This is a genomic window from Shewanella sp. YLB-07 (assembly GCF_009377275.1).
Genome location: NZ_VOQB01000001.1, coordinates 282,255 through 306,352, shown reverse-complemented (window position 1 = coordinate 306,352; position 24,098 = coordinate 282,255). Strand labels below are relative to the sequence as shown.

The window sequence follows — 24,098 nt, the reverse complement described above, 5'->3', positions numbered from 1 at the left end:
TGCTCAGAGTCGGGAGAAATCGTTGAAAAGCGCGACGCTCATCAACATCAGCAGCATGGCTGCCCCAAATCTGAATCCAATTTCCTGTACCTTTTCTGGCACAGGCCTTCCTGTGATCACTTCTATGAAGTAATACAACAAGTGTCCCCCATCTAGCACGGGCAAAGGCAGTAAATTGATAATACCTAAGTTAACGCTGATTAATGCGAGGAAACCTAAAAAGTAAACCAAACCATAACTAGCACTGCTGCCAGCACCTTGTGCTATAGATATGGGTCCACTTAAATTTTTAACAGACAAATCGCCAGTGATCAGTTTGCCAATCATCTTAAAGCTGACAGAGATAAGTTGCCACGTTTTATCCGCTGCCACGCCAAATGAATCGATGAAGCCATATTCGAGCTGTAACTTCATATTTTCAGGCCAATCTGCCTGAGTCGGCGCAACACCGATAACCCCTTCGATTTGACCTTGGGGCCCCTTGCGTTCACTAGGGATCACTTTTAGCTTAAATTGCTCACCGGCCCGTTTGACTGTAATAAACAAAGTTTGGTTGGCCGATGCTTTTATCTTGCTGACAAAATCGTCCCACCCACCGTAGGGCGTGCCATTAACGGCAATTAAGGTATCTCCGACTTCCAGGCCTGCTGCCGCGGCGGCGCCATCAGGACTCACTAATCCTAAAACAGGTGTTATTTCTGGTCTATAGAAATCGAGTCCTAATGAAGCGATTGGCGACTCTTTATCCGGATCGAACTTCCAAGATTCCGTGTTTAATCTATATTTAGTGCCTAGCGTTCCATCTGCACTATATTCCAGAGGAGTTAAGGTGATATCAATATGTGGCTCACCAATCTCACTCACCAAGGCATAAGTCACTTCTTCCCAGTTGCGAACACGTTTACCTTCGACCGAAGTTATCAGCATAGGTTCATGAATTTGAATTTGCGCCGCAGGGCTATCGATACGCGTAGCATCGATGACAGGCTTGAGTGCCGGTACGCCAATAAGATACATAAAATAGAGTGCAACAATGGCAAACATGAAGTTAGCCATTGGTCCAGCAGCAACAATAGCGATACGCTGCCATACTGTTTTTCGGTTAAACGCTTGATCTTTTAGTTCTTCCGGAACCTCATCCACGCGTTCATCAAGCATTTTGACGTAGCCGCCAAGGGGAATAATGGCTAACACATATTCGGTGCCATCCTTACCGACTCTTCGCCATATCGCCTTACCGAAGCCGATAGAAAAACGCTCTACTTTTACACCACAACGCCTGGCTACCCAAAAGTGGCCATATTCATGTGCGGCAATCAAGATACCTAATGCAATAACGAAGGAACCTAAGTTCCATAGAAAGTCGATCATTCCCATCCTTTGAGGTAGTTAAATCTTTGCTACCAACTCTAAAGCAAATCTGCGTGTTTGTGTATCTAATGCGATGATATCATCCAGACTCTTTAAAGAGCTCATAGATACCTTACTTAAACACGTTTCATTTACTTTGACTATATCAGTAAACGTTAACTTATTTTCCAAAAATGCAGCAACCGAGATTTCATTTGCTGCATTTAACACCGTCGTCGCTTCCTGACCTTGCTTACAAGCCTCAATAGCAAGAGAAAGACAGGGGAATCGTTCGAAATCCGGTTCAAGAAAGCTTAACTGTCCGACTTTGAAAAAGTCCAAAGGTTCAACTCCTGAGTTAATTCTTTGGGGATAAGACATACAATGAGCGATTGGCGTACGCATATCCGGGTTACCCAACTGAGCTAAAACTGAACCATCTCGATACTGAACCATAGAGTGAATCACACTCTGAGGATGAATGACGACCTTCAGCTGCTCAGGAGTAGTATTAAACAACCAACGCGCTTCAATATACTCGAGCCCCTTGTTCATCATGCTGGCTGAATCGACAGATATCTTGCGGCCCATAGACCAATTAGGATGCTTACAAGCCTGCGCCGGTGTCATGGCGCTAAGGGAATCCAGAGGAGAAGTAAGAAAAGGGCCCCCAGAACCAGTCAATAAAATATGCGATATTCCCGCACCATCTAGATCACAATAGCCAATATTGCTCTGAATCGACTCAGGTAAAGCCTGAAATATTGCATTATGCTCACTATCTACAGGCAATACTTGCGCACCAGAGGCCTTCATTGCTTCAATAAACAGCCTGCCAGACATCACCAGCGACTCTTTATTAGCAAGTAGGACTCGTTTACCCGCTTTAACAGCAGCTAAAGTCGGCAGTAAACCCGCGGCGCCAACAATTGCGGCCATAACGGTATCGACGCAAGGTGCACTGACAAGATCATCGAGTTCAGCAGCCCCTGTAGTGACTTCAACACCAGAACCTGCAGGTAACCGCTGATGCAAGAGCCTGGCGGAGTCTACATCGACCATATGGGCAATCGATGGCTTATGCTCTATGCACAGAGCTAACATCTTATCTACATTGGTATTCGCCACCAAGGCATATATGGAATATGCCTCAGGGTTGTTGCCAATGACACTTAAGGTGCTCGCACCTATCGATCCTGTTGCACCAAGTATGACCATTTTTTGCATTAGATTACATCCAAAATGCGATATAAATAAGTGTAAATACAGGTAATGCAGCTGTCAGACTGTCTATTCGGTCGAGTATGCCACCATGCCCGGGCAAGATGGTGCCTGAATCTTTAATGTCGGCCACCCGCTTGAACATACTCTCTGACAAGTCTCCCACCGCCGAGACTAGGGCGATAAATAAAGTCACAGCAACGACCAAGCCTAGCTCCTGCTCTGGTGAAACCAGCATCACGCCGATCACAATAATCATGCTGGTTATTAAACCGCCGACTAATCCTTCGATAGTCTTGGCCGGGCTCACGTTAGGCATCAACTTAGTACGCCCAAGGGCTTTGCCCGCAAAATAGGCTCCGCTATCGGTAGCCCAGACCACAAGCATAACCAGGAAGACTAAGATCCCACCGTAATAAGGGTCTGTTTCAGAACTTAGCCCCTTGAGCGCAATCAAGGCTGCAAAGCAAGGAATCAGGGTAAGCTGCCCAAACATAGACTTGAACATGTGGCTCTTTTGCCACAGAGCCGAACTCTTCGGAAAAGAGAGCACCAATAAGAGTGAGATAGCCCACCACAAGGCTCCAATCAAGATGATAGCCAGGTAGACCGGATGCAGATGACCTTTAAACCAAAGCTCATCGCTAGGAACAAACAGGTTGAGTGCGATTAATAGCGCACCTATGGTGATGGTAAAGCTCCACTGCGTTATTTGACAGCGTTTATCGATGATCTGTCCCCACTCCTTGGCTGCAATCAGAAATACCGGCACTAATACCCATGCAAAGTATTCTGTAGGGAGGAAAAAAACCGCTCCCAAAACCAAGGGAATTAACCACATTGCTGTTATTATTCGTTGTTTTAGCAAAAAAAAACCCTCAAAAAAATTATGACTCGGACTGTATCGTCTCTATTTGGCAACCAGTCAGGCCGAACCTTCGTTGACGAGATGCAAAAGTTGCAACAGCCTGTTTAAAAGCATTTTCATCAAAATCAGGCCATAAAGTGTCAGTAAAAACCAACTCGGCATAGGCTGCCTGCCATAATATGAAATTACTGATACGATAGTCCCCGCCCGTTCGTATCATTAAATCAACTTCGGCTTGGTTTTGCATGCATAAATGCTGACTTAGGGCCTCTTCGGTGAACTGACTGCTGTTCATTTCACCATTTTCCACTTTTTTAGCCAGTGCCTGTGCCGCCTGCATGATGTCCCAACGACCACCATAGTTAGCCGCAACATTGAGTATTAGCTCGCTATTACCGGCTGTTTTCGCTTCAGCTGCGGCAATTTGTTTCTGTAAACGGTCAGAAAAACGACTGATGTCGCCGATAATATTGAGCCTGACACCATTTTTATGCAGCAGCTTTATTTCTCGTTGCAACACTGTAAAGAAGAGTTCCATCAAGAGGGAAACCTCCTTATCGGGTCGGCGCCAGTTTTCACTCGAAAATGCAAATAACGTTAACGAGCCGATCCCCATCTCTCTGGCGGTACTCACTGCTCGTCTGACGGTTTTTACTCCCGCCTTGTGCCCCATTACTCTGGGTTTCCCCTGCGCCTGCGCCCAACGTCCGTTACCATCCATAATGATGGCGACGTGTTTAGGCTTAGACTGTTTAACAAGTTCTGCAATCTCCTCGGGAGAGAACTCAGAACCAGACTGGGAATCGATTGACATCTATTACAACCCTTAAAAAAGCAAACGCCGTGTAGTATACCGCTACACGGCGTCTGAACTCTAGTTTCTTAGCCCTAGATTAGACTTCCATCAACTCTGCTTCTTTTGCAGACAAAAGATCATCGATCTGCTTAATATGCGCATCGGTGAATTTTTGAATCTCATCTTCGGTGCGGTGCACGTCATCTTCGGTACACTCTTTCTCTTTCTCTAATGCTTTAACTTCCGAGTTAGCATCACGACGCACGTTACGAACAGAGATTCGGCTATTTTCAGCTTCGGCGCGAACAACCTTGATAAGGTCTTTACGACGCTCTTCTGTCAATGCTGGAAGTGGAATGCGTATGACGGCACCGGCAGACATAGGGTTCAGACCTAGATCTGAAGTCATAATTGCCTTCTCTACCGCTTTGATCATAGTCGCATCGAACACAGAAACAGCCAGAGTACGTGAATCTTCGATAGTCACGTTACCCACTTGCTTAAGCGGCGTCATTGAACCGTAATAAGAGACCTTAATCGAATCTAAAAGACTAGGATGAGCACGACCCGTACGAACCTTAGCCATCTGAGTCTTAGTGGCTTCTATACATTTAGCCATACGTGTTTGAGCATCTTGTTTGATTTCGTTTATCACGTTAAATATCCTTTAAATGAGTCACTAAATTCTTAGTCATAGGACTAGCCAGTCACACTAAGTCGATAACTTTTTGCTGACTGGATATTACAATAATTTTAGTTGGTTGTTGTCATTGATTTGATCATGGTGCCTTCCCGTTCACCCATAATGACTCGACGCAGGGCACCAGGCTTGTTCATGTTAAATACCAATATAGGCATGTTGTGATCTCTTGCCATGGTAAATGCAGCAAGATCCATCACTTTTAATTCTTTCTCCAGAATTTCATCGTAACCCATTTCATCATACATTACTGCATCAGGGTTCTTCACTGGATCATCTGAGTAGACGCCATCTACCTTAGTGCCTTTAATCACGACTTCGGCTTCGATTTCGATACCCCGCAAACAAGCTGCTGAATCTGTGGTACAGAAAGGGTTACCCGTACCGGCAGCAAAAATGACGACTCGACCGGACTTTAGCAAGCTAATGGCTTCGGCCCAATTATAATCATCGCAGACACCTTTGAGCGGGATAGCTGACATCAATCGAGCATTGACGTAAGCACGATGTAGAGCATCACGCATCGCCAAACCATTCATTACTGTGGCTAGCATACCCATATGATCGCCAACGACGCGGTTCATACCCGCTTGTGCAAGCCCCTCACCACGGAACAAGTTACCGCCACCAATAACAACACCTACCTGAAGACCGAGCTCAACCAGTTCTTTAATCTCTTGAGCCATGCGATCTAAGACTTTAGGATCTATGCCAAAGCCTTCTTCGCCCATTAAGGCTTCACCACTGAGTTTGAGAAGAATACGTCGAAATGCAGGTTTAGGATTCGTGCTCATTTTTATAGTCCCGATTGATGCCGATAGGTAAAATAATACAATAAGACCGCAGCAAGTGCCGCGGTCTTAGGAGTGCTTACAACAGGAGATTAAGCCTTAGTAGCAGCTATGGTAGCAGCAACTTCAGCAGCAAAATCTTCTTCTTTCTTCGCGATACCTTCGCCAACTTCTAAACGAACGAAGCCTGATACAGTAGCGCCTTTCTCTTTAAGAATTGCACCAACAGTTTTCTTAGGCTCCATGATGTAAGCTTGACCAGTAAGAGATATCTCACCAGTGAACTTCTTCATTCTACCGAAAACCATTTTCTCTGCAATCTCTGCAGGCTTGCCTTCGTTCATAGCGATTTCGATCTGAAGTGCTTTTTCTTTTTCCACTAGATCAGCTGGAACATCTTCAGGGTTAACGAATTCAGGCTTAGAAGCAGCAACGTGCATTGCGACGTGCTTTAGCGTTTCTTCGTCAGCTTCACCGGCTACAACAACACCGATACGCTCACCGTGACGGTAAGAGGCAAGGTTTGCACCATCAATGTACTCAACGCGACGAACGTTGATGTTTTCACCGATTTGAGTCACTAATGCAACACGTGTTTCTTCGAACTGAGCTTTCAACTCTTCGATAGATACTTTAGATGCAGCTGCAACCTCTAGTACACCGTTAGCGAATGCTAGGAAGCTTGCATCTTTTGCCACGAAGTCTGTTTGACAGTTAACTTCTAAAAGTGCAGCGAAACCTTCGCCATTTTTAATCAGGATAGTACCTTCAGCAGCTATGTTACCTGCTTTTTTAGCAGCTTTCGCAGCACCGCTCTTACGCATGTTATCAATCGCTAGTTCGATGTCACCATCGGTTTCAACCAACGCTTTCTTACAATCCATCATGCCAGCGCCAGTGCGTTGACGAAGTTCTTTAACTTGGGCAGCAGTAATTGCCATTGTTAAATCCTCTATAGATAAGTCTACAAATTCACTAGATATAAAACAGGGGCCTTAAGGCCCCTGCTCACCAATCATGTATCTTGGTTAATAAGGGATGAAAATCATCGACCCTATTATTCGGCTTCTACGAAACCGTCTTGCTCCGCTTGAACAGCAAGATCTTGACCACGGCCAGCTTTAGCGGCAGAAGCAACAGACTCAGTGTACAAACGAATAGAACGCATAGCGTCATCATTACCAGGAATGATGTAGTTGATGCCGTCTGGTGAAGAGTTAGTATCAACAATAGCAACAACTGGGATACCCAGGTTGTTAGCTTCTTTAACAGCGATGTGCTCGTGATCTGCACCGATAATGAAAAGAACGTCAGGCAGACCGCCCATGTTCTTAATGCCACCAAGAGACTTGTCTAGCTTCGCAAGTTCACGAGTACGCATCAAAGCTTCTTTCTTAGTAAGCTTGTCGAAAGTACCATCTACAGACTGGCTTTCAAGATCTTTAAGACGCTTGATTGATTGACGCACTGTTTTCCAGTTAGTCAACATACCGCCTAACCAGCGGTGATCAACATAGTACTGGTCACAAGAAATTGCAGACTCTTTGATTGCTTCGCTTGCAGCACGCTTAGTACCAACAAAAAGAACCTTACCTTTCTTTGAAGCAACGTTGCTGATGAAAGCAAGCGCTTCATTGAACATAGGCACAGTGTGCTCTAAATTGATGATGTGAACACCATTACGGGCACCAAAGATGAAAGGCTTCATCTTTGGGTTCCAGTAACGAGTCTGGTGACCGAAGTGAACACCGGCTTTAAGCATGTCGCGCATTGAAACTGTAGTCATTTTATTACCTTAAATTATTTGGGGGTTAGACCTCCACGCATCCCATATCTTCGACCTATACAGGCACCCCGAAGAATGTGTCGATACGTGTGTGATTTAGTATTTAATAAATAGCCATGTATAATGGCCGCCATCTTAACTCTACATCCTAGGTTTTTTGCTAGAATCCCTATTACATTGAATAGTGAGTATCTTCACACCACCAAAGATGAGATTAGAGTCAAACATAACGGCGCGCTTTATACCATATTAGGACCGAGAACACAAATTTTCCGTGTGTTTTACACTAATAAAATGCGCACTAAAACCCTCATAAATCGAGACACGAGAGATAGCTAAATGAGTATAGTGATAAAGACTGCTGAAGAGATAGAGAAAATGCGGGCTGCAGGCAAGTTAGCGGCCGAAGTCTTAGAGATGGTGGGCCCCTTCGTAAAAGCCGGTGTCACCACTAACGAGCTAAATGATATCTGTGCCAAGTTTACCGAAGATAATGGCGCGATATCGGCCCCTCTCGATTATCATGGCTTTCCCAAGTCTATCTGCACCTCTGTCAATGAGGTGATCTGCCATGGTATTCCCAGCGACCGAGCCCTGAAAGACGGTGACGTCATCAATATCGACATTACCGTGATCAAAGATGGCTTCCATGGCGATACATCTAAGATGTTTTTAATTGGTGATGTTAGCCCCAAGGATATGCGCCTGTGCCGTGTCGCTCAAGAAAGTCTATATGCCAGCATACGTAAGGTGCGTCCGGGAATGAAATTGGGTGAAATTGGCACCATAGTCGAGAAGTTTATCAAGACCAAGAAAACCGGCCTGGAAAAATACACCATAGTCAAAGATTATTGTGGTCACGGCATAGGTGCAGGCTTCCATGAAGAGCCTCAGGTCATGCACTACAAAAATAGCGATAAAACAGTTTTACGTCCAGGCATGTGTTTCACTATTGAACCCATGATAAATGCGGGTCGTCACACCTGTATTTTAGATAAGGATGACAACTGGACAGTGACCACTTCCGATGGTAAAAACTCCGCCCAATGGGAACATACCTTGCTGATCACCAAGACTGGTGTTGAAGTATTGACCCTACGCTCAGAGGAAGATTTCCCAAGAATCATCAACCACTGATAATAGTCAGCCTCTTCCATACTGAGTACCAGTTAAGTTAATTGGTACTTTTGTGTGCTCAACCCGCTAGCTTAGGGATTAAGGGAACTATATGACCATTGAATCGGCGCAAATTGCCAAGGTGGCACTGTTCGATCAAAATGATGAACTACTGACTCGCTTTCGCAATAAAGACCCCATCAAACAACTCGTCGCCCAGCGTAGTCAGTTTGTCGATTCGATACTGCAACAGGAGTGGTTAAGCCACGGACTTGACAAATTTTCTATCGCACTTATCGCCGTTGGCGGATATGGACGAGCCGAATTGCATCCACATTCCGATGTTGACCTGCTATTTTTAGTCGAGTTTGACCTTTGTCCTGATGCGGAGACCGCCCTCAGCCAGTATATCGCCTTCCTGTGGGACGCAGGCCTAGAAGTTGGGCATAGTGTACGAACTGTGGCACAAACCTTAGAGCAAGGTCGTCATGATGTCACTGTTGTGACTAACCTGCTCGAGGCCAGATTATTATGTGGCCCTATGACGCTCTACCAATCTCTGTATCAGAGCATTCGCAAAGACGATTTTTGGCCGGCAAGTGACTTTTTTATCGCCAAGCGAGAAGAGCAATTAGCTCGCCACGCCAGGGCCAGTGCATTCGATCTTGAGCCTAACCTTAAGACCTGCCCGGGGGGATTGAGAGACATACATACGGTCGCTTGGGTAGCGATGAGGCACTTCGATGCTGCCAAGGCAGAAGATCTGGTCGAACATGGTTTTCTCGATAGGGATGAGCTCGAGGAGCTACTCGAATGCCAGTATTTCCTGTGGGAACTCAGGTTTGCCCTGCACCTTATCTCCGGCAGAGATGAAAACCGACTCTTGTTCGACCTTCAACGCCAAGTTGCCGATCTTATGGGCTATGAAGATTCGACTCAACTCGGTGTCGAGCAGATGATGAAACGCTACTATCGCACGGTCAGACGTGTGATGGAGCTTAACCAGATGCTATTACAACTGTTTAAGCGTGCAACCCTAGGCCATACCAAGGCACTGGAAATAAAGAAGATAAATGATAATTATCAACTACGCGGCACCTATATCGAATCCCTGACCGCCGATATCTTCGAGCAGCCCGTAGAAATAATGAAGCTTTTCCTGCATGTGGCAAAAAACTCTAACATCAAAGGGATATATGCACCGACATTGAGAAGCCTGCGTAAGGCCAGACGTCAGCAGCCCCACCCCTTGATGAACCACGCCGATTGCAGAGCGATATTTTTAGAGATATTAAGACACCCCAGAGGCATTGCCTCGCTGTCCTTGATGCATCGTCACGGTGTGTTATCTGCCTACCTACCGGCATGGCGAAATATCGAGGGGCAGATGCAATTTGATCTCTTTCATGCCTATACGGTCGATGAACATACTCACAGGCTGCTACAAAACATAGATCGCTTCTCTCACCCGGAGCAGAAAGATGAGTTCCCTCTGGGATCAGTGCTGATCAATCAACTGCCCAAGAAAGGCTTACTGGTTTTAGCCGCTATCTTTCACGATATCGCTAAGGGGCGAGGTGGTAATCACAGTAAGTTAGGCGCCATAGATGCGAGGGACTTCTGTAAACTTCACGGCCTCAATGATCACGATGGAAGACTAGTGTCCTGGCTGGTAGAAAATCACTTGGTTATGTCAATCACGGCTCAACGACGCGATATTTCAGATCCCGATGTGGTGGCGGAATTTGCCGATAAGGTCCGTGATGCGGTCCACCTCAGCTACCTTTATTGCCTGACGGTAGCCGATATCTGTGCTACCAATGAGAAAACATGGAACAACTGGAAAGGTTCTTTGCTGCGAGATCTCTACTTTTCGACCCAAAGGGTGTTAGCCAGAGGCAAAGAAAAACCCGTCGATATCAGGGCTCGGGTGAGAGAAAATCAAGCTAAAGCCAAGAAAGAGTTGCTCAGACGAGGCATTAAAGAGAAGAGTTTAGATGCGTTATGGCAAAGATTTAAAGCCGATTACTTTTTACGCCACCAGCCCAATCAGATAGCCTGGCACTCAGAAGCCATCATCAAGCACAAACATGATGAGCCATTAGTCATACTCTCCAAGCATACGACCAGAGGCGGCACCGAGCTATTTGTCTATGGACAGGATAAACCTAAGCTGTTCGCCACAGTGATGACCTTGCTCGACAATAAAAACATCAATGTCCATGATGCCAGCATCATGACCTCAAAAGATAATTATGCGCTGGATTCTTTTGTCATTTTAGAGCAGGATGGGAGCCCAGTCGCACAGATAGCACGTATTCAAGGAATTAAAAAGGCACTGGTAAAAGCCCTAAGTGGTGACACACCTAAATTACCTAAGTTTAAGAAGCTCCCTCGCAAGATGAAGCAATTTAAAGTGCAAACTCAGGTGAGTTTCCTGCCATCACGCCGTCATGGAACCAGCATGATGGAGCTCATCACTTTAGATAGCCCGGGGCTATTAGCCAAAGTCGGCGATACATTATACCGATGTAACATAAAGCTGATGGCCGCAAAGATAACCACCATAGGCGAGCGTGCAGAGGACTTCTTCATGTTACAGAATGCCGATGGAGAACAATTGAGCCAGATTCAACAGCAGGAGTTGAGTGATAACTTGACTCAAGCGCTAGATCGGCCACAGCAAAATTAGCTCAAACATATAAATATTCACTGTTTTTAATATAACATTCACTTATAACTTATTCTGGAGAAGTAAATGGAGGCTTTACGCCAACGTATAGAGGCGGCTTTTGAAGCTCGCGCCGAGATCAGCCCTAGCACAGTAGATGCAAGTGTACGTGCTGATGTTGAGAAAGTGATTAACATGCTTGATAAGGGTGAAGCCAGAGTCGCTGAGAAGATTGATGGCCAATGGCACGTACACCAATGGCTGAAGAAAGCTGTATTGCTCTCCTTCAGAATTTTCGATAACGGTGTTATCGATGGCGGAGAGACTAAATACTTCGATAAAGTCCCGATGAAATTTGCCGATTATGATGAAGCGCGCTTCAGAGAAGAGGCTATCCGTGTCGTACCACCGGCAACAGTACGTAAAGGCTCTTTCATCGGCAAAAACACAGTGCTAATGCCTTCTTACGTAAACCTTGGTGCTTATGTCGATGAAGGCACCATGGTCGATACTTGGGCCACAGTAGGTTCATGTGCCCAGATTGGCAAGAATGTCCACTTATCAGGTGGCGTCGGCATAGGGGGGGTATTAGAGCCATTACAAGCAGGTCCAACTATCATCGAAGATAACTGTTTCATCGGTGCACGTTCTGAAGTCGTGGAAGGTGTTATCGTCGAAGAGGGCAGCGTGATCTCTATGGGCGTCTACCTTGGTCAAAGCACACGTATCTATGATCGTGAAACTGGCGAAATCCACTATGGTCGCGTTCCTGCCGGCTCTGTCGTGGTATCGGGTACCTTACCTTCAAAATGTGGCAAATATAACCTCTACGCCGCCATCATAGTCAAGAAAGTAGATGCTAAGACTCGCGGTAAAGTCGGTATCAATGAACTACTAAGAATCGTTGACTAAAATTAGCCCGTTTACTCTGCTAGTCACCTTTGCTGATAGATAAGATGACAATCTTTAAAATCCCACTTTTGGTGGGATTTTTTATGCCAACTCAGTTAAAAACACAAATTGTTACTCAGTGAAACACTCTGTTCCCAGCGCCACATCCTGATACACTTGTATACAACTAGCTTACAGCATTCCTAGCAGAAACCAGCTTAAATCATAACAACCCTTAAAGAAAAAGACGCTAGGAGCAACCCATGAAAAAACTACTCGCTATCGCAGTGTTCGCTCTATCTCCAATGGCATTTTCAGTTTCAGCTGGCATGACGGCTCATATGGAAAACACCCTTGTGGCCGTCTGTAAAGCCGGAGCCAGTAACAGCCTTTATAAGTTTAGAGATACCATGAAGAGCTACCACATTAACAAGCAGAGAATTTTCCCACGCTTAGTCTGTAATGGCGAAAACTTCCATCAATTTGCATTGAGCCATGGAGCAGATAAAACGGCGAACAAGATCTCCCCTTATATGAAGGGAACGGTAACAATTAAAGATATTGCTATGACCTATGGTTCGGATGAAATAATGGCCGTTAACTATTAAAGTTAATATTCTATATTACTTATGTCATAAAGAGCCTTTACTGGCTCTTTTTTATTATCTATAAAAAATACTTACTTCACCTGAAAACCATTAACACAAATAGATTATAAGAATATTAAAGTATGATACTTACCAATCGTTAAAAATCTTGCTTTTCTATATAATAAAACTAAATTTAAAATAACTAAGAGTAATAATCAATAATATTTTGTTACCTTCAGAAACCTCCTGAACCCACCTTTACGTCTAGATACACTTAGATACACTTAGATACAAATACAATAAAGCTATATTTATAAAACTCCGCTTTAATATACCAATGTCAAAAACAAACTATTTATTCAAGTATTAATAACGTAACGCTAGGAGCGACACATGAAAAAAGTAATGACACTAACGGCATTGATATTAACCTCTCTTACATTCAACGCCTCGGCTGCAATGGAACCTAAGCTGGAACAGAAGCTTATAGAAATTTGTAAGACCGGATTAACCGATAATTTATACAGATTTAATAGAACCATGATGAAAAATAAAATAAACAAACGCAGAATATTTCCAAGATTAGTCTGTAATGGCGAGAGTTTTCATGAGTTTGCTATTTCCAATGGCTCAAATCACGTAGCAAAAAAAATAGCTCCATTTATTCAAGGAACGACATCGATAACTGATCTGGCTATGAACAACACTAGATCTAAAGTATTACCCGTGAACTTTTAATACTCCACATAATATTTCCTGAATAATTTAAAGGCGCACCTGCGCCTTTAAAACCCTATGTGACTTAAAATACCACAGTCTTATTCCCATACACGATAACTTCTTCATGTAATACCAACTGTAGCGCCTTACTTAATACACTCTTCTCAACATCTCGTCCGTTCTTAGCTAAGTCTTCGGCACTAAAACTATGATCCACCGGAATAACATCTTGCTTGATGATAGGCCCTTCGTCTAAACAGTTATTCACGAAATGCGCCGTTGCACCAATGATTTTCACCCCCCTCTCCCAAGCCTGACGATAGGGGGAGGCACCTATAAATGCCGGTAAAAAAGAATGATGAATATTGATGATGCGATTGGGATACCTTGCTACAAATTCAGGGGTTAAGATACGCATGAACTTGGCGAGCACCACATATTCGGGCTGATAAGCCTCTATCACCTCGATCATCTTCTTCTCATGCTCAAGGCGAGTCATATCTTGATGACAGATAAAATGAAAAGGTATATCAAATTTAACCGCTAGCGGTTCAAGAGTCTCATAATTCCCCACTATCGCAGCAATTTCAACATCTAGACCGCCATAGTAGGCCTTCATCAAGATATCACCGAGACAATGTGCCTCTTTAGTCACCATGATCACAATACGCTTCTTACTTAAGCTCACTAGCTTCACATGGCTCGAATCAGGAAGCACTTCATTCAAGTCAAATAAGATCAGTGAATCATCAAACACCCCTTCAAGCTCAGTTCGCATAAAGAAGCGCCCCTGAGCGTTATCGACAAACTCACTGTTTTTAATGATATTAAGCTGATGTTTAAAACATACACCCGTTATCTTTGTGATCAGTCCCTGTGCATCGGCACAGTCTGTTATCAAGACTTTCCTTTCCATTCTTCCCCCTATAATTCGTAAAATTAATTCATAAATCTAAAGTGAAATGTCAACATACTATCGTGGGGATCAAGAGCGAGTATCTATATATCGCTGTAATAATCTGCGTAAGCTTTCCGCTTTAGTGCCGTAAACGACTTGTATACCCTTGCCAACGACCACGACCCCCTTAGCGCCAAGCTGCTCTAGCCTGAGTTTATCGACTAAACCCGGTTGCTTTACGCTGATCCTAAGCCGAGTCAGGCATGCATTGAGATCTAAGATATTATCTGCACCGCCCAGCGCGTTAACTATGGTTCTTAGGCTAGCCTTCGGCTGCAGCTCCTCTTCCATCCGGCCAGGGGTTTTAAGGTTAAAGAATAAAATAGAGCCCCGAAAGACTAAATAATAAATCAATGCTGTGATCGGACCTAAAATCAGAAACCATTCGCTATTTTGTGAGTTATTAAACAAAAGAGTAAAATCGACCAACCCATGTGAAAATACCAGACTGTGATGTATATCCAACGAGATACAAACTGCATATGCCAGCCCGGTCATTAAAGCATGCAGTAAAAATAGAAAAGGAGCGACAAACATAAAGGCAAACTCTATGGGTTCGGTCACCCCCGTTAACCAACTGGCTGAAGCGGCTGAGATCATAATGCCTGCGACTCGATTTCTCTGAGTCTTATCTGCACATCGCCAGATGGCAATAGCAGCGGCAGGGAGCCCCCACATTTTAATCAGATAGCCTCCGGCTAAATTACCGGCCAAAGGATCGCCGGCAAGATACCTAGCAACCTCCCCCCTGATAACCTCCCCCTCTTTCACAAATTGTCCCATCTCCAAATAAAATGGTGCATTCCATATATGATGCAGACCCAATGGGATAAGTAACCGCTCCACGGTTCCATAGAGCGCAAACGCTTGTGCTGGTTTTTGGTAAACAACCCAATCAGAAAATCGCTCTATTTGCAGTGATAAGCTAGGCCAGATATTTATGAGCAGATATGAGAGTGCGATACAGAGAGGGATCATCAGTAACGGAGCGCTTCTCCTTCCTTCAAAGAAAGAAAATACGGCAGGAAGCCGTACATTTTCGCTCTGTTTAACGGCGAGACAAGTCACGGCCCCAACTAGCATGCCACCAGCAATGCCAGTGTCTATGGTATTAATCCCCCATAGCATCCGAGTCGATATGCCATAGACCTCGGCTAGCGCAGCCATGCTTGAAAGGTAGACACCAAAGCCAAAAACCGCAGTGAATGCGGCTATACCTTGATCCTTACAAAATCCGATGGATACGGCGACGGCAAATAGCATGGGCATCATGGTAAAGATGAGCTTCCCCACCGCAAGCATGACCAAAGAGATTGCGTCAGGAATAAATGGCAGAGGATTCGATGCCAAACCTATCATCACGCCAGCAGCGGGTAAAATTGCAATCGGGATTAACAGCGCTTGACTCAGCCTCTGCGCAAATTTAAACCAGTGTTGACTAATATATCTTAGGCAACCATTTCCATATCGATTAATGCGTTCCAACTTTGCAGCCATGCCTTCGCTTCTACCTCTGGTTCCATTGTTTCACATGCATCGATTTTCAGTACTTCACCGATACGTTTAGCACCACATTCTGTAAGCAGTTCATCAAACTTGACCCCAGCTCCACAAAAGGTCTCATAGCTGGAATCGCCTAAGGCTATCACCCCGTATTTCAATTGGGGCATGTATGGCGCTGTAGATTTTAAATTTTCAAACCATGGTTGTATATCTTCAGGCACATCGCCTTGGCCTGTGGTGGAACAAATCACCAATAACAGCTCATCTTGTGGAGGGACAAAACCGTCCAGTTGATCATGCATCAACAGCGACACCTCCCTCCCTTCTTCCTTTAGCACTCCAAACAGGGTCTCTGCAACAAACTGTGCATTACCATAGACAGTCCCAAAAACCAAATTCACTTTTTTCATGTTTCAGATCGCCCTGCGTTTAAATTAGATTTATACTTCAAACATACTTTATTGATAGCTTCATGCCAACTTATTCGGCTGAATCTTCAAGGGCCTTAAGATGCACCACTTCAGTAGACGCAAGCACATAAAGCATGTTCACCGCTCTGCTCATATCAGGCGTATGCGTTATTTCACATCACAACATACTAGCAATTACATTCCTGTTGGCCTTGCTGAACAAGTTCAAGAAAATGATCTCTCCACGTCTGATGATCTTGTAGTCGCTGTGGATAAGACTGGCTAAGCTAACAGATATGAAGTATCTGATGCCAAAGCCTCTTCGTCCCAACCTAAACCTTTAAATAGATCGAACCATTGATGTTCTAACTCGGTTTCGATAACCATACGCTCTCCCGTCCTGGGATGATTAAAAGTGAGTTGCTTAGCAATAAGCCAAAGCCTGTTTACCGAAAAATGTTCCCTGAAAAACTTATTCTGCTTACCATCTCCATGGGTTGTATCACCAAGGATTGGGTGTCTGAGATGCGCCATGTGTCGTCTCAGCTGATGTTTACGCCCCGTATGAGGAGTTAATTTCACCAGCGCATAACGACTGGAAGCATAACGACCAGAAGAAAAAGGGATCTCAGTATTTAACAAAGGCTGATAACTGGTCACCGCATCTTGAGCCGGTTTATCTGGAGCTACATCCTTATCACCCAAATCATCGAGCTCTACTTTCAATGGATAATCTAAGGTAGCCGCTTCATGCATATTGCCACGCACTATGGCGAGATAATGCTTTTCAATGGTCTTATCAGCAAATTGCTCACATAACGCATTGGCCATTTCACTGCTCTTAGCAAATAACAATACCCCTGAGGTTGGCCGGTCGAGGCGATGAACGGGAAAAACATGACAGCCGACTTTATCTCGAGTCAATTGCATCGCAAAGAATCGTTCCCGACGAGCCAAATATGATCGATGAACCAGTAAACCTGCAGGTTTATGAATCGCAACGATATCGTCATCTTCAAATAAGATTTCAATCTCAGGGGGCGCTTCCTCGATTGTCTCTTCGCCAGCAAGATTCTCTTCTACTTGTTTCAAGTGAGTCATATTACTCACTTGTTTGTCTTCTTTATCTTGGTTCACTGAGAAATTTATCCAAATCATCAAAAATCATAATTAATGTGTGCCGCTCTTTTACATCATTCCATACATGATGTGCCATAGGTGCGATGGCTATGTTATTGGGTAACACTTGCCTACTGGCAATCAAGGCACGCATTTTAGGAATAAAAATAAACTGCACCCAGCTTTCAAAAGACATGGCCTCACAGCTAAAAGGTGATGTATCGGCCATGGCTTCTGCTGAGGGCACATCCAGATTCCATAGAGAACGACGCTTTAATTCTTCTTCTAACTCTTGTAGCTTCTGAGTCGTTTTTATATACAACAAATAGTAACCTTATTTTTAGCGTAAATAGGCCTTAAGCCGAACCATGTCCGCTTCTCTAATTTGAGACCTGTAAATAATACCATCTCAACCCACTTCACCCTATACTAGACGCCATTACATCACGGATCTCAGTGTTACGGCAGAAAAATGACAGAAATCACCACCCTTAGCCAGTTTTTATCGACAGCAAATACTCAGTTTCAAGTCTATGATATGGGCAGAAGAGTGCAAAGCATCGATATGATGGCGTTTCACCAATTCGAGAATCTGGCATCACCTTATCCTTATCCCATTCAGGGACATGCCCAGTTTGCCATCGTATTTTGGGATGCGAGCCAGCAACATTATATCTGGTTTCTAAAATTACCATTAGATGAACGCGGCCTACTCTCCCCCGCACCCAGAACCCAATTCATCAAGATGATCATAGAAGCTTTAGGGCGAGATCCAACTAAAGATTTAACTGAAGCAGAGCAGCAGAAGCTCGCTAATCATCCTTTCGCTTTTAAACCATCGGCAGAAAAGCTGGCACTGTTTAATGCTCTGGTGAGAAAGCAGCTTAATGGTAAGGCCTCTTCTCAATATGAGTATGCGTACCAATACCTCAGCGGACAAATCTCAGCCGATAAGTGGCAACAAGTCGGTCTACAAGGGATTGCCGATATCAGTGTTAGAGCCAACGAACTCGATCACCTCCAGCAGCTAGTCAATAGCTTTGACTACTGCTCAATTGAAGTTCAGATTGCCCTGTGCCAATGTTTCGAGCATCTTACTCTTGAAAAGAGCCTCGCCAACAGAGTTTTTGAACAACTGCTCAGTACCGATAAGCAAAATAAGCTCTATTTTTTACGTGCTCTGGCATCGAATGAAGAATTAACCCAGCAAGCGATTTCACATATTCAAGAGCAAGGAATACTCGATGCTGAAGCCTTGATCACTATAGCAGGCAGAAATTGGACTGTACTCAAGCTTGAGCAAACCCGCACTATTTTCTTAGAAGCTCTGGCAAGCCAAGAACAGCATTTCTTCAATCAAATTTTTGCAGATATTGTGGCAATACCAGCATTACGATCACTGATCCTCGCTGAACTGCGTAACCCAAAGAGAAGCCCACAATTAGCATCTGCAATTGGTGGATTATTTAAGGTCATAAAATCATGATGACAGATTTTTTACTTATCGTTGCACTCGTCGTTGTTGCCGCATTTTTTTGGCAATTGAGGCAGATGGCTGAAATCAGTCGACTATTTGCCCAGAGAGAGTGCAATAAACAAAAGGTACAACTACTCGCCATTGCAATGGAATCGGCTAGACCAAGTATAGGTGGCAGCAGCGGACTTACATGGAAGGCTAAGTATCTGCTTGAATTTAGTACCGATGGTATTAATCAGTATAAGGCTGAAATATGGATGCATGGGAAAAAAGTACAGAAGGTTAAATGGCCAATTTTCCCGGAACCCGAATGGCTTGATGCACCAGAATCTCGCGGTTCTGTAGGCGGAAGCTGTGGCTCTAAAGGCAGCTGTAATACAGGCAAGTGCAAATAAGGCTGTAAGGATAGTAAAGCTAATATACTGAAAAGAAAAAACGCGGCTCCTAGAAGCCGCGCTTTTTGTCTCTTTTGTTAAGCAATCCTGCTATTTATTATGCTCCCTGCACCATCCATGCGTTCAATGTGCTCCCTGCATCATCCCTGTAACGTCCTGTTATTTCCCTGTATAGTGGATATAAATACCCACTGTTACTTCTCCATTTACTCGGTAGTCCATTAACCGAGCTAACTCATCCTTAAGCGTGTCCATAAGGTCATCCATGTATATCCGTACTTATATCCGTATACTGCTCCATTTACTCGATAATCCATTAACCGAGCTGACTCAATCCTTGAGCGTGTCCCTAAAATCCATCCCTGTATATCGTACTTACTATCCGTATACTGCTCCATTTACTCGATAATCCATTAACCGAGCTGACTCAATCCTTGAGCGTGTCCCTAAAATCCATCCCTGTATATCGTACTTACTATCCGTATACTGCTCCATTTACTCGATAATCCATTAACCGAGCTGACTCAATCCTTGAGCGTGTCCCTAAAATCCATCCCTGTATATCGTACTTACTATCCGTATACTACTCCATTTACTCGATAATCCATTAACCGAGCAGACTCATCCTTGAGCGTGTCCCTAAAGTCTTCCTTGTCGATTCCTTTCAGTACATTCCGTGTATACAATCTTCCAGATTGCAAATCTTTCCATCCTGGATAATCTGGCTTCCTTGATAGCGACGCTCAATCCTAAAGCGCCTCATCCATGACTGAATCCTTTCAGTGACGCTTCCTCTGCCACTGTCGATCTTCCTGATCACTGTATCCATTCACTTCATACATTTCCTTGTACGAGTTAAATTCTAGATGATCTTAATAATAATAATGTTCAAATACCAAACACCAAGATTAGCGCTAACTAAAAAACACAACAATGACAACACCAAGGCATTGTTTTAAAACAGAATACCCCAATCCATGTAGCATAACCATGACAAAAAAATTCTCTTGTCTTACATTCATGTGAGAGATGTCTCACACTAACGAAAGCAAATAAAGATGAAGACCAGAATATTGGCGATACTATATTTTGCATGATTCGAAAAGTGTAAACCTAACTCTGGACGGAACACGCGCAAAAGAAAGGGCACACCATTAGGCGTGCCCGATACTTATACTTTTTAGCTATCCTGCTAACTTACTTGCTCCCTGCATCATCCTTAATTATCTAGCTCCCTTTCTCTTCCCTGGGTCCATTTTATTTGGTAATCCTTATACCAAATCATACTCAATCCTTAAGTGTGTCCCCCTCTCTTCTCGAGAGTCATCCTTTAATCTATCCATGAAATCACATTCAAAATTAGACCAATTATTCACTTCGAAGTGCGAGCTGCATATCAGCTATCTTGTCCATTTAAATGCTCATTACATCCCTGTAAAAATGTCTAATAACAGATTAGGTTTCATCCTGAAATCAATAAGCGTTCTGCTATTAACTTAATAAGAATGATAATTGTAATGACAGCTATATACTCCTGCTGTAAGAAAAACAATAAAATCACATTCACAAAAAAAGCAAAGGAAAACCAATAACCATTTGAATTTTAATAGTTAGTTTTATCCGCAAAAATGAACAGTGAATTTCACACCACTTTGTCCCACATGGATGTAAGAGATATCTCACAGAGACTCAGGACGATGTTTACTTCACATATTTTGAATATTCGTGAATAGCCCACTGGGTAATGGGTAATGGGTAATGGGTAATGGGTAAAATAACTTATCGCAGTAATCTTGGTACTAACAGACTATTGAGGCATGCTGCTAGTTTATCTTTTAAATAATGGTGAGACTCTCTGAGCTAACATCACCCAGTCCGCCAAAAAACTATAAAGCGGATGTTGAAAAGTTGCCGGGCGGTTTTTCTCAAACATGAAATGACCCACCCAAGCAAAACCATAGCCCACTACCGGCAGAAGTATAAGCAAGTGGAAATTGCCACTAAAAAGGATTACTCATTATCTTGCCCTCGATAAAACAATAACTCTCCCTCAACCTTACCGATAAAGAGAGTCTCTAGGGCGGTAAAACCATGCAGGCTAAACAACTGAGCATGTTGCTGTTCACTAGCAAAAACACCAATACCATCCATTTCTGGTTGCTCATCACACCAACTCAAAACCGCTTGCACCAACTTACTACCTAAGCCTTTTTTCTGTTCAATAGGCGACACTGCAATAAATTGTAAAATGCCACAATTCGGACTCGGCAGGTGCTCTAACAAACAGGACTCTTTCTTAATCAAGGCTTGTGTCGATTGCCAACCGGTACTGATAAGCATCTTTAACCGCCAATGCCAATATCGAGACTCCCCCAGAGGCAGCTGCTGAGACACAATACATGCTACCCCGAGCATTCGCTCTCCCTCAAATAACCCAATTAACGTCTGTTCTTGTTGCCACAATTCATTTAACTCCTCCCTAATCGCCCCTCTGAGCTTTTGCTCATACATGGCAAGATCACCAGAATGAAATGATTCAATAAAAAAAGGGTCATCGTGGTAGGCGTTATAAAGTATCGAAGCCGCCACACGAAGATCTTCAGCCGTAAGGTATACCGCTCGATAGGTTTCTAATGTTTGATTATCTGTTGCCATCGGTTTAAGTTATCCCTTGATCTAAATCAATTAACAACCAATGTAGCAAGCAAGTTAAAGCGTGTAAATATTAATCATAAAGCGCTATTTATCCGTCAATTTAATGAAGTTTGATCCATACTAATATTTAAGCCACCTGTGTTATTCAGATAAGCGATAGGAAACCAACAATATGGACACCACACCTCAAGATCTTAGTCATCTTTTTGATCAATTAGGATTAGATAATAGCGAACAAAGTATTAACACATTTATCGCAAATCATACGGTACCCGCTAACGTTCTGCTCTGTCAGGCTGATTTTTGGAATGATTCTCAGAAGAGCTTTTTAAAAGAGGCAATTGAAGAGGACGCCCAATGGTCTGAGTTAATCGATCATTTAGACGCCCAACTTAGGTAATTTAGTTTACTAACTAGATATTTTTGTAGGCCATATTTCCCCAGCCTACAAGGGTATTATTGCTGATAACCACAGGAGTACATTCATCTTTTGTGGTTTTACCATCCCCCTTGTTACGCTGTGTGCGATAAAACAGCACATGAACCTCTTTGTCTTTCTCAATATAGGCTTCATTAAAATCTGCAGTTCCCATCAAGACGGTAACTTGATCTCGAGTCATACCCAGACTTAATCTAGCCAAGTTTTCACGATTGGTATCTTGAGTCTCTTCCCAGCCCTCTTGACCATTCCATCCCGATTCCCCATCACCAATATTGAGTACGCAGCCAGATAAGCTTAAACTTGTAATACCAATTAATGCCAAACCAATTAAATTTGTTTTCACTATGACTTCCTGTTTCTTTATTATAGATAACCTCAGAGAAAGCAAAAAACAAGCCAATAATACATCCTTTTGTTAAATAAGGATTTAATGTAGTAAACTCAGATCATACTGGTCACATTTACTAAACAAGTGAGAAAGATAACCAACTATGAGCCCAATAGAACAAATATTGGTAGCGGCTAAATCGATATCGATTGCAGGAAAAAAACCTAGCCTTGCACTGATCAAAACAAAAATTGGCAACAGTATTCCTATGCCCATACTGATCCAGGGCCTGCAGCAATTTAGGGCGATGGATGCTAGCTCAATAGAGAAGATCCCGAGTCAGGGTAAAATGCATGCAGCGGTCGTCCCTGATGAAGGTAAGTCCGAACTTGATCAGTTAAAAGCAGAGCTTACTCAATTAAAACTAGCCTACCAAAACCTTAATTCTCGATTAGAACAGCTTGAAAACCATAAAATGAAGGTGAAAAAATAATGCATGTTGTTGAATTAAGATTTGAATGTTTTGACAACACCACCATAACAGCAGCCGAAAAAACAATTAATGGGTTACTCGAAGCTTATAGAGCCAATGGGCAAATTTTAGGCCGTGAATTCGCCGTGGCATTCAATGATGGAGAGTTTAGAGTCAGGCTCTTGATGCCAGAGAAAAGTAGTTTAGCGAAACGTTTTAACAGCCCATGGGTTGAAAGAGCACTCGTCGAACTGACAGAGTCAAAAATACTCGCCCCGAGAGAAAAATACATAGGTCAAGACATCAATTCAGAAATCAGCAGCTCTGAAACACCAAGTTGGCAGCTTGTTTATACCAGCTATGTGCACATGTGCTCACCAGTACGAAACGGTGATACCTTGCAGCCCATCCCACTCTACCAGCTGCCAGCAACATTCAATGGCGATCATAAACGCATCATTCGCTGGCAAACTGAGTGGCAAGCCTGTGACGAACTGCAGATGGCTGCAGCAACAAAAGCTGAGTTTGCAGCATTAGAGGAGTTAACGTCTACGTCGAGTGATCTATTTCGCCGAGGCTGGGATCTGAGAGGTCGCATCGAATACTTAACAAGAATCCCAACCTATTATTACCTCTATCGTGTCGGCGGAGATAATCTAGCAAGCGAGAAAACTCGCCCCTGCCCCCGTTGTGGCAATAAAAACTGGCTTCTCGATGAACCTTTATTAGACATGTTCCACTTTCGCTGTGACAGCTGCCGAATCGTGTCAAACATCTCTTGGGATCATCTTTAGCTAGAAGCAATGAGGTCCAATAACCCCCAAGAGTTCGCGCATAAT

Annotated in this window: 26 protein-coding genes and 1 pseudogene; 11 read left to right on the top strand and 16 right to left on the bottom strand. The window is 43.6% G+C overall.

Going from position 1 to position 24,098, the window contains the following annotated elements; genetic code table 11:
• Nucleotides 1-3 precede the first annotated feature (3 nt).
• The 8 genes from rseP to rpsB form a co-directional block, all read right to left on the bottom strand.
• A complete protein-coding gene (gene rseP / locus FS373_RS01220) occupies nucleotides 4-1,371 on the bottom strand; it encodes a sigma E protease regulator RseP (RefSeq protein WP_144047469.1) in 1,368 nt (455 codons plus the stop codon).
• 18 nt (nucleotides 1,372-1,389) lie between these two features.
• Nucleotides 1,390-2,577: a 1-deoxy-D-xylulose-5-phosphate reductoisomerase gene (gene ispC / locus FS373_RS01215; RefSeq protein ID WP_144047470.1), complete on the bottom strand. Its 1,188-nt coding sequence runs from the start codon at nucleotides 2,575-2,577 to the stop codon at nucleotides 1,390-1,392.
• Between the two features lie 4 nt (nucleotides 2,578-2,581).
• Nucleotides 2,582-3,439 (bottom strand): phosphatidate cytidylyltransferase, encoded by an 858-nt coding sequence (locus tag FS373_RS01210; RefSeq protein ID WP_144047471.1) that lies wholly within the window; start codon nucleotides 3,437-3,439, stop codon nucleotides 2,582-2,584.
• Between the two features lie 19 nt (nucleotides 3,440-3,458).
• Nucleotides 3,459-4,253: a polyprenyl diphosphate synthase gene (gene uppS, locus FS373_RS01205; RefSeq protein WP_144047472.1), complete on the bottom strand. Its 795-nt coding sequence runs from the start codon at nucleotides 4,251-4,253 to the stop codon at nucleotides 3,459-3,461.
• A 79-nt stretch (nucleotides 4,254-4,332) separates the two neighbouring features.
• Nucleotides 4,333-4,890, bottom strand: coding sequence for a ribosome recycling factor (frr, locus tag FS373_RS01200; protein ID WP_144047473.1), 558 nt, complete (start codon nucleotides 4,888-4,890; stop codon nucleotides 4,333-4,335).
• Nucleotides 4,891-4,988: 98 nt separating this feature from the next.
• Nucleotides 4,989-5,729: a UMP kinase gene (pyrH, locus tag FS373_RS01195; RefSeq protein WP_144047474.1), complete on the bottom strand. Its 741-nt coding sequence runs from the start codon at nucleotides 5,727-5,729 to the stop codon at nucleotides 4,989-4,991.
• A gap of 89 nt (nucleotides 5,730-5,818) precedes the next feature.
• A complete protein-coding gene (gene tsf / locus FS373_RS01190) occupies nucleotides 5,819-6,667 on the bottom strand; it encodes a translation elongation factor Ts (protein ID WP_144047475.1) in 849 nt (282 codons plus the stop codon).
• 116 nt (nucleotides 6,668-6,783) lie between these two features.
• Nucleotides 6,784-7,512, bottom strand: coding sequence for a 30S ribosomal protein S2 (gene rpsB, locus FS373_RS01185; RefSeq protein ID WP_144047476.1), 729 nt, complete (start codon nucleotides 7,510-7,512; stop codon nucleotides 6,784-6,786).
• A 339-nt stretch (nucleotides 7,513-7,851) separates the two neighbouring features.
• On the opposite strand from rpsB, the gene map reads away from it, so the two are divergent.
• The 5 genes from map (at nucleotide 7,852) to FS373_RS01160 (ending at nucleotide 13,518) form a co-directional block, all read left to right on the top strand.
• Nucleotides 7,852-8,649, top strand: coding sequence for a type I methionyl aminopeptidase (gene map, locus FS373_RS01180; protein WP_144047477.1), 798 nt, complete (start codon nucleotides 7,852-7,854; stop codon nucleotides 8,647-8,649).
• 91 nt (nucleotides 8,650-8,740) lie between these two features.
• The gene (glnD, locus tag FS373_RS01175; RefSeq protein WP_152828881.1) at nucleotides 8,741-11,320 is read left to right on the top strand and encodes a bifunctional uridylyltransferase/uridylyl-removing protein GlnD; all 2,580 of its coding nucleotides are present in this window, start codon (nucleotides 8,741-8,743) and stop codon (nucleotides 11,318-11,320) included.
• Nucleotides 11,321-11,386: 66 nt separating this feature from the next.
• The gene (dapD, locus tag FS373_RS01170; RefSeq protein WP_144047479.1) at nucleotides 11,387-12,211 is read left to right on the top strand and encodes a 2,3,4,5-tetrahydropyridine-2,6-dicarboxylate N-succinyltransferase; all 825 of its coding nucleotides are present in this window, start codon (nucleotides 11,387-11,389) and stop codon (nucleotides 12,209-12,211) included.
• A gap of 242 nt (nucleotides 12,212-12,453) precedes the next feature.
• Entirely contained in the window at nucleotides 12,454-12,798 is a 345-nt protein-coding gene (locus FS373_RS01165; protein ID WP_144047480.1) for a DUF3718 domain-containing protein, read from the top strand.
• A 375-nt stretch (nucleotides 12,799-13,173) separates the two neighbouring features.
• Nucleotides 13,174-13,518 (top strand): DUF3718 domain-containing protein, encoded by a 345-nt coding sequence (locus tag FS373_RS01160; RefSeq protein WP_144047481.1) that lies wholly within the window; start codon nucleotides 13,174-13,176, stop codon nucleotides 13,516-13,518.
• A gap of 64 nt (nucleotides 13,519-13,582) precedes the next feature.
• On the opposite strand, the gene purU is transcribed toward FS373_RS01160, so the two are convergent.
• The 3 genes from purU to FS373_RS01145 form a co-directional block, all read right to left on the bottom strand.
• Nucleotides 13,583-14,416: a formyltetrahydrofolate deformylase gene (purU, locus tag FS373_RS01155; protein ID WP_144047482.1), complete on the bottom strand. Its 834-nt coding sequence runs from the start codon at nucleotides 14,414-14,416 to the stop codon at nucleotides 13,583-13,585.
• Between the two features lie 69 nt (nucleotides 14,417-14,485).
• A complete protein-coding gene (locus FS373_RS01150; RefSeq protein ID WP_144047483.1) occupies nucleotides 14,486-15,955 on the bottom strand; it encodes a PTS transporter subunit EIIC in 1,470 nt (489 codons plus the stop codon).
• Nucleotides 15,907-16,371: a flavodoxin gene (locus FS373_RS01145; RefSeq protein ID WP_144047484.1), complete on the bottom strand. Its 465-nt coding sequence runs from the start codon at nucleotides 16,369-16,371 to the stop codon at nucleotides 15,907-15,909. Before FS373_RS01145 ends, FS373_RS01150 begins: the two co-directional genes overlap by 49 nt.
• Before the next feature lie 100 nt (nucleotides 16,372-16,471).
• Between FS373_RS01145 and FS373_RS01140 the strand changes: the two genes are divergently transcribed.
• Nucleotides 16,472-16,657 carry a hypothetical protein gene (locus FS373_RS01140; RefSeq protein WP_152828880.1) on the top strand — a complete coding sequence of 62 codons (186 nt, stop codon included), beginning with the start codon at nucleotides 16,472-16,474 and terminating at the stop codon, nucleotides 16,655-16,657.
• Here the strand turns inward: FS373_RS01140 and truC are convergent.
• Together truC and FS373_RS01130 are read right to left on the bottom strand one after the other, a co-directional pair.
• Nucleotides 16,654-17,472, bottom strand: coding sequence for a tRNA pseudouridine(65) synthase TruC (gene truC, locus FS373_RS01135; RefSeq protein WP_144049060.1), 819 nt, complete (start codon nucleotides 17,470-17,472; stop codon nucleotides 16,654-16,656). The two genes, FS373_RS01140 and truC, sit on opposite strands and share 4 nt — an antisense overlap.
• Before the next feature lie 22 nt (nucleotides 17,473-17,494).
• A complete protein-coding gene (locus tag FS373_RS01130; RefSeq protein ID WP_152828879.1) occupies nucleotides 17,495-17,815 on the bottom strand; it encodes a YqcC family protein in 321 nt (106 codons plus the stop codon).
• Nucleotides 17,816-17,962: 147 nt separating this feature from the next.
• Between FS373_RS01130 and FS373_RS01125 the strand changes: the two genes are divergently transcribed.
• Both FS373_RS01125 and FS373_RS01120 read left to right on the top strand, forming a co-directional pair.
• Nucleotides 17,963-18,976, top strand: coding sequence for a DUF3549 family protein (locus tag FS373_RS01125; protein ID WP_152828878.1), 1,014 nt, complete (start codon nucleotides 17,963-17,965; stop codon nucleotides 18,974-18,976).
• Nucleotides 18,973-19,362, top strand: a complete 390-nt coding sequence (locus tag FS373_RS01120; RefSeq protein WP_144047487.1) for a DUF3301 domain-containing protein — start codon at nucleotides 18,973-18,975, stop codon at nucleotides 19,360-19,362. The genes FS373_RS01125 and FS373_RS01120 overlap by 4 nt, the downstream gene beginning before the upstream one ends.
• 1,828 nt (nucleotides 19,363-21,190) lie before the next feature.
• Here FS373_RS01120 and FS373_RS01115 read toward each other — a convergent pair.
• A pseudogene (locus FS373_RS01115) lies at nucleotides 21,191-21,367 on the bottom strand (Mpo1-like protein); the annotation flags it as partial.
• Between the two features lie 5 nt (nucleotides 21,368-21,372).
• Nucleotides 21,373-22,017 (bottom strand): GNAT family N-acetyltransferase, encoded by a 645-nt coding sequence (locus tag FS373_RS01110; RefSeq protein WP_152828876.1) that lies wholly within the window; start codon nucleotides 22,015-22,017, stop codon nucleotides 21,373-21,375.
• A 172-nt stretch (nucleotides 22,018-22,189) separates the two neighbouring features.
• On the opposite strand from FS373_RS01110, the gene FS373_RS01105 reads away from it, so the two are divergent.
• A complete protein-coding gene (locus FS373_RS01105; RefSeq protein WP_144047488.1) occupies nucleotides 22,190-22,417 on the top strand; it encodes a DUF2789 domain-containing protein in 228 nt (75 codons plus the stop codon).
• Nucleotides 22,418-22,430: 13 nt separating this feature from the next.
• Here the strand turns inward: FS373_RS01105 and FS373_RS01100 are convergent, their stop codons facing one another.
• A complete protein-coding gene (locus FS373_RS01100) occupies nucleotides 22,431-22,802 on the bottom strand; it encodes a DUF3192 domain-containing protein (RefSeq protein WP_144047489.1) in 372 nt (123 codons plus the stop codon).
• A gap of 148 nt (nucleotides 22,803-22,950) precedes the next feature.
• Here FS373_RS01100 and FS373_RS01095 point away from each other — a divergent pair, with 148 nt between their 5' ends.
• On the top strand, nucleotides 22,951-23,280 hold the full coding sequence (locus FS373_RS01095) for a hypothetical protein (protein ID WP_152828875.1): 330 nt from the start codon (nucleotides 22,951-22,953) through the stop codon (nucleotides 23,278-23,280).
• Nucleotides 23,280-24,053 (top strand): Zn-ribbon-containing protein, encoded by a 774-nt coding sequence (locus FS373_RS01090; RefSeq protein ID WP_144047491.1) that lies wholly within the window; start codon nucleotides 23,280-23,282, stop codon nucleotides 24,051-24,053. Before FS373_RS01095 ends, FS373_RS01090 begins: the two co-directional genes overlap by 1 nt.
• The last annotated feature ends 45 nt before the right edge of the window (nucleotides 24,054-24,098 follow it).

What these genes read in the sequence shown, in the direction of transcription:
- truC (WP_144049060.1), bottom strand. Translation starts at nt 17,472, where the DNA reads ATGACTCACTTGAAACAAGTAGAAGAGAATCTTGCTGGCGAAGAGACA.
- ispC (WP_144047470.1), bottom strand. Translation starts at nt 2,577, where the DNA reads ATGCAAAAAATGGTCATACTTGGTGCAACAGGATCGATAGGTGCGAGC.
- glnD (WP_152828881.1), top strand. Translation starts at nt 8,741, where the DNA reads ATGACCATTGAATCGGCGCAAATTGCCAAGGTGGCACTGTTCGATCAA.
- uppS (WP_144047472.1), bottom strand. Translation starts at nt 4,253, where the DNA reads ATGTCAATCGATTCCCAGTCTGGTTCTGAGTTCTCTCCCGAGGAGATT.
- FS373_RS01120 (WP_144047487.1), top strand. Translation starts at nt 18,973, where the DNA reads ATGATGACAGATTTTTTACTTATCGTTGCACTCGTCGTTGTTGCCGCA.
- rseP (WP_144047469.1), bottom strand. Translation starts at nt 1,371, where the DNA reads ATGATCGACTTTCTATGGAACTTAGGTTCCTTCGTTATTGCATTAGGT.
- FS373_RS01090 (WP_144047491.1), top strand. Translation starts at nt 23,280, where the DNA reads ATGCATGTTGTTGAATTAAGATTTGAATGTTTTGACAACACCACCATA.
- FS373_RS01125 (WP_152828878.1), top strand. Translation starts at nt 17,963, where the DNA reads ATGACAGAAATCACCACCCTTAGCCAGTTTTTATCGACAGCAAATACT.
- FS373_RS01145 (WP_144047484.1), bottom strand. Translation starts at nt 16,371, where the DNA reads ATGAAAAAAGTGAATTTGGTTTTTGGGACTGTCTATGGTAATGCACAG.
- dapD (WP_144047479.1), top strand. Translation starts at nt 11,387, where the DNA reads ATGGAGGCTTTACGCCAACGTATAGAGGCGGCTTTTGAAGCTCGCGCC.
- FS373_RS01140 (WP_152828880.1), top strand. Translation starts at nt 16,472, where the DNA reads ATGCACCACTTCAGTAGACGCAAGCACATAAAGCATGTTCACCGCTCT.
- pyrH (WP_144047474.1), bottom strand. Translation starts at nt 5,729, where the DNA reads ATGAGCACGAATCCTAAACCTGCATTTCGACGTATTCTTCTCAAACTC.
- FS373_RS01160 (WP_144047481.1), top strand. Translation starts at nt 13,174, where the DNA reads ATGAAAAAAGTAATGACACTAACGGCATTGATATTAACCTCTCTTACA.
- map (WP_144047477.1), top strand. Translation starts at nt 7,852, where the DNA reads ATGAGTATAGTGATAAAGACTGCTGAAGAGATAGAGAAAATGCGGGCT.
- rpsB (WP_144047476.1), bottom strand. Translation starts at nt 7,512, where the DNA reads ATGACTACAGTTTCAATGCGCGACATGCTTAAAGCCGGTGTTCACTTC.
- FS373_RS01095 (WP_152828875.1), top strand. Translation starts at nt 22,951, where the DNA reads ATGAGCCCAATAGAACAAATATTGGTAGCGGCTAAATCGATATCGATT.
- FS373_RS01110 (WP_152828876.1), bottom strand. Translation starts at nt 22,017, where the DNA reads ATGGCAACAGATAATCAAACATTAGAAACCTATCGAGCGGTATACCTT.
- FS373_RS01150 (WP_144047483.1), bottom strand. Translation starts at nt 15,955, where the DNA reads ATGGCTGCAAAGTTGGAACGCATTAATCGATATGGAAATGGTTGCCTA.
- FS373_RS01105 (WP_144047488.1), top strand. Translation starts at nt 22,190, where the DNA reads ATGGACACCACACCTCAAGATCTTAGTCATCTTTTTGATCAATTAGGA.
- FS373_RS01165 (WP_144047480.1), top strand. Translation starts at nt 12,454, where the DNA reads ATGAAAAAACTACTCGCTATCGCAGTGTTCGCTCTATCTCCAATGGCA.
- tsf (WP_144047475.1), bottom strand. Translation starts at nt 6,667, where the DNA reads ATGGCAATTACTGCTGCCCAAGTTAAAGAACTTCGTCAACGCACTGGC.
- purU (WP_144047482.1), bottom strand. Translation starts at nt 14,416, where the DNA reads ATGGAAAGGAAAGTCTTGATAACAGACTGTGCCGATGCACAGGGACTG.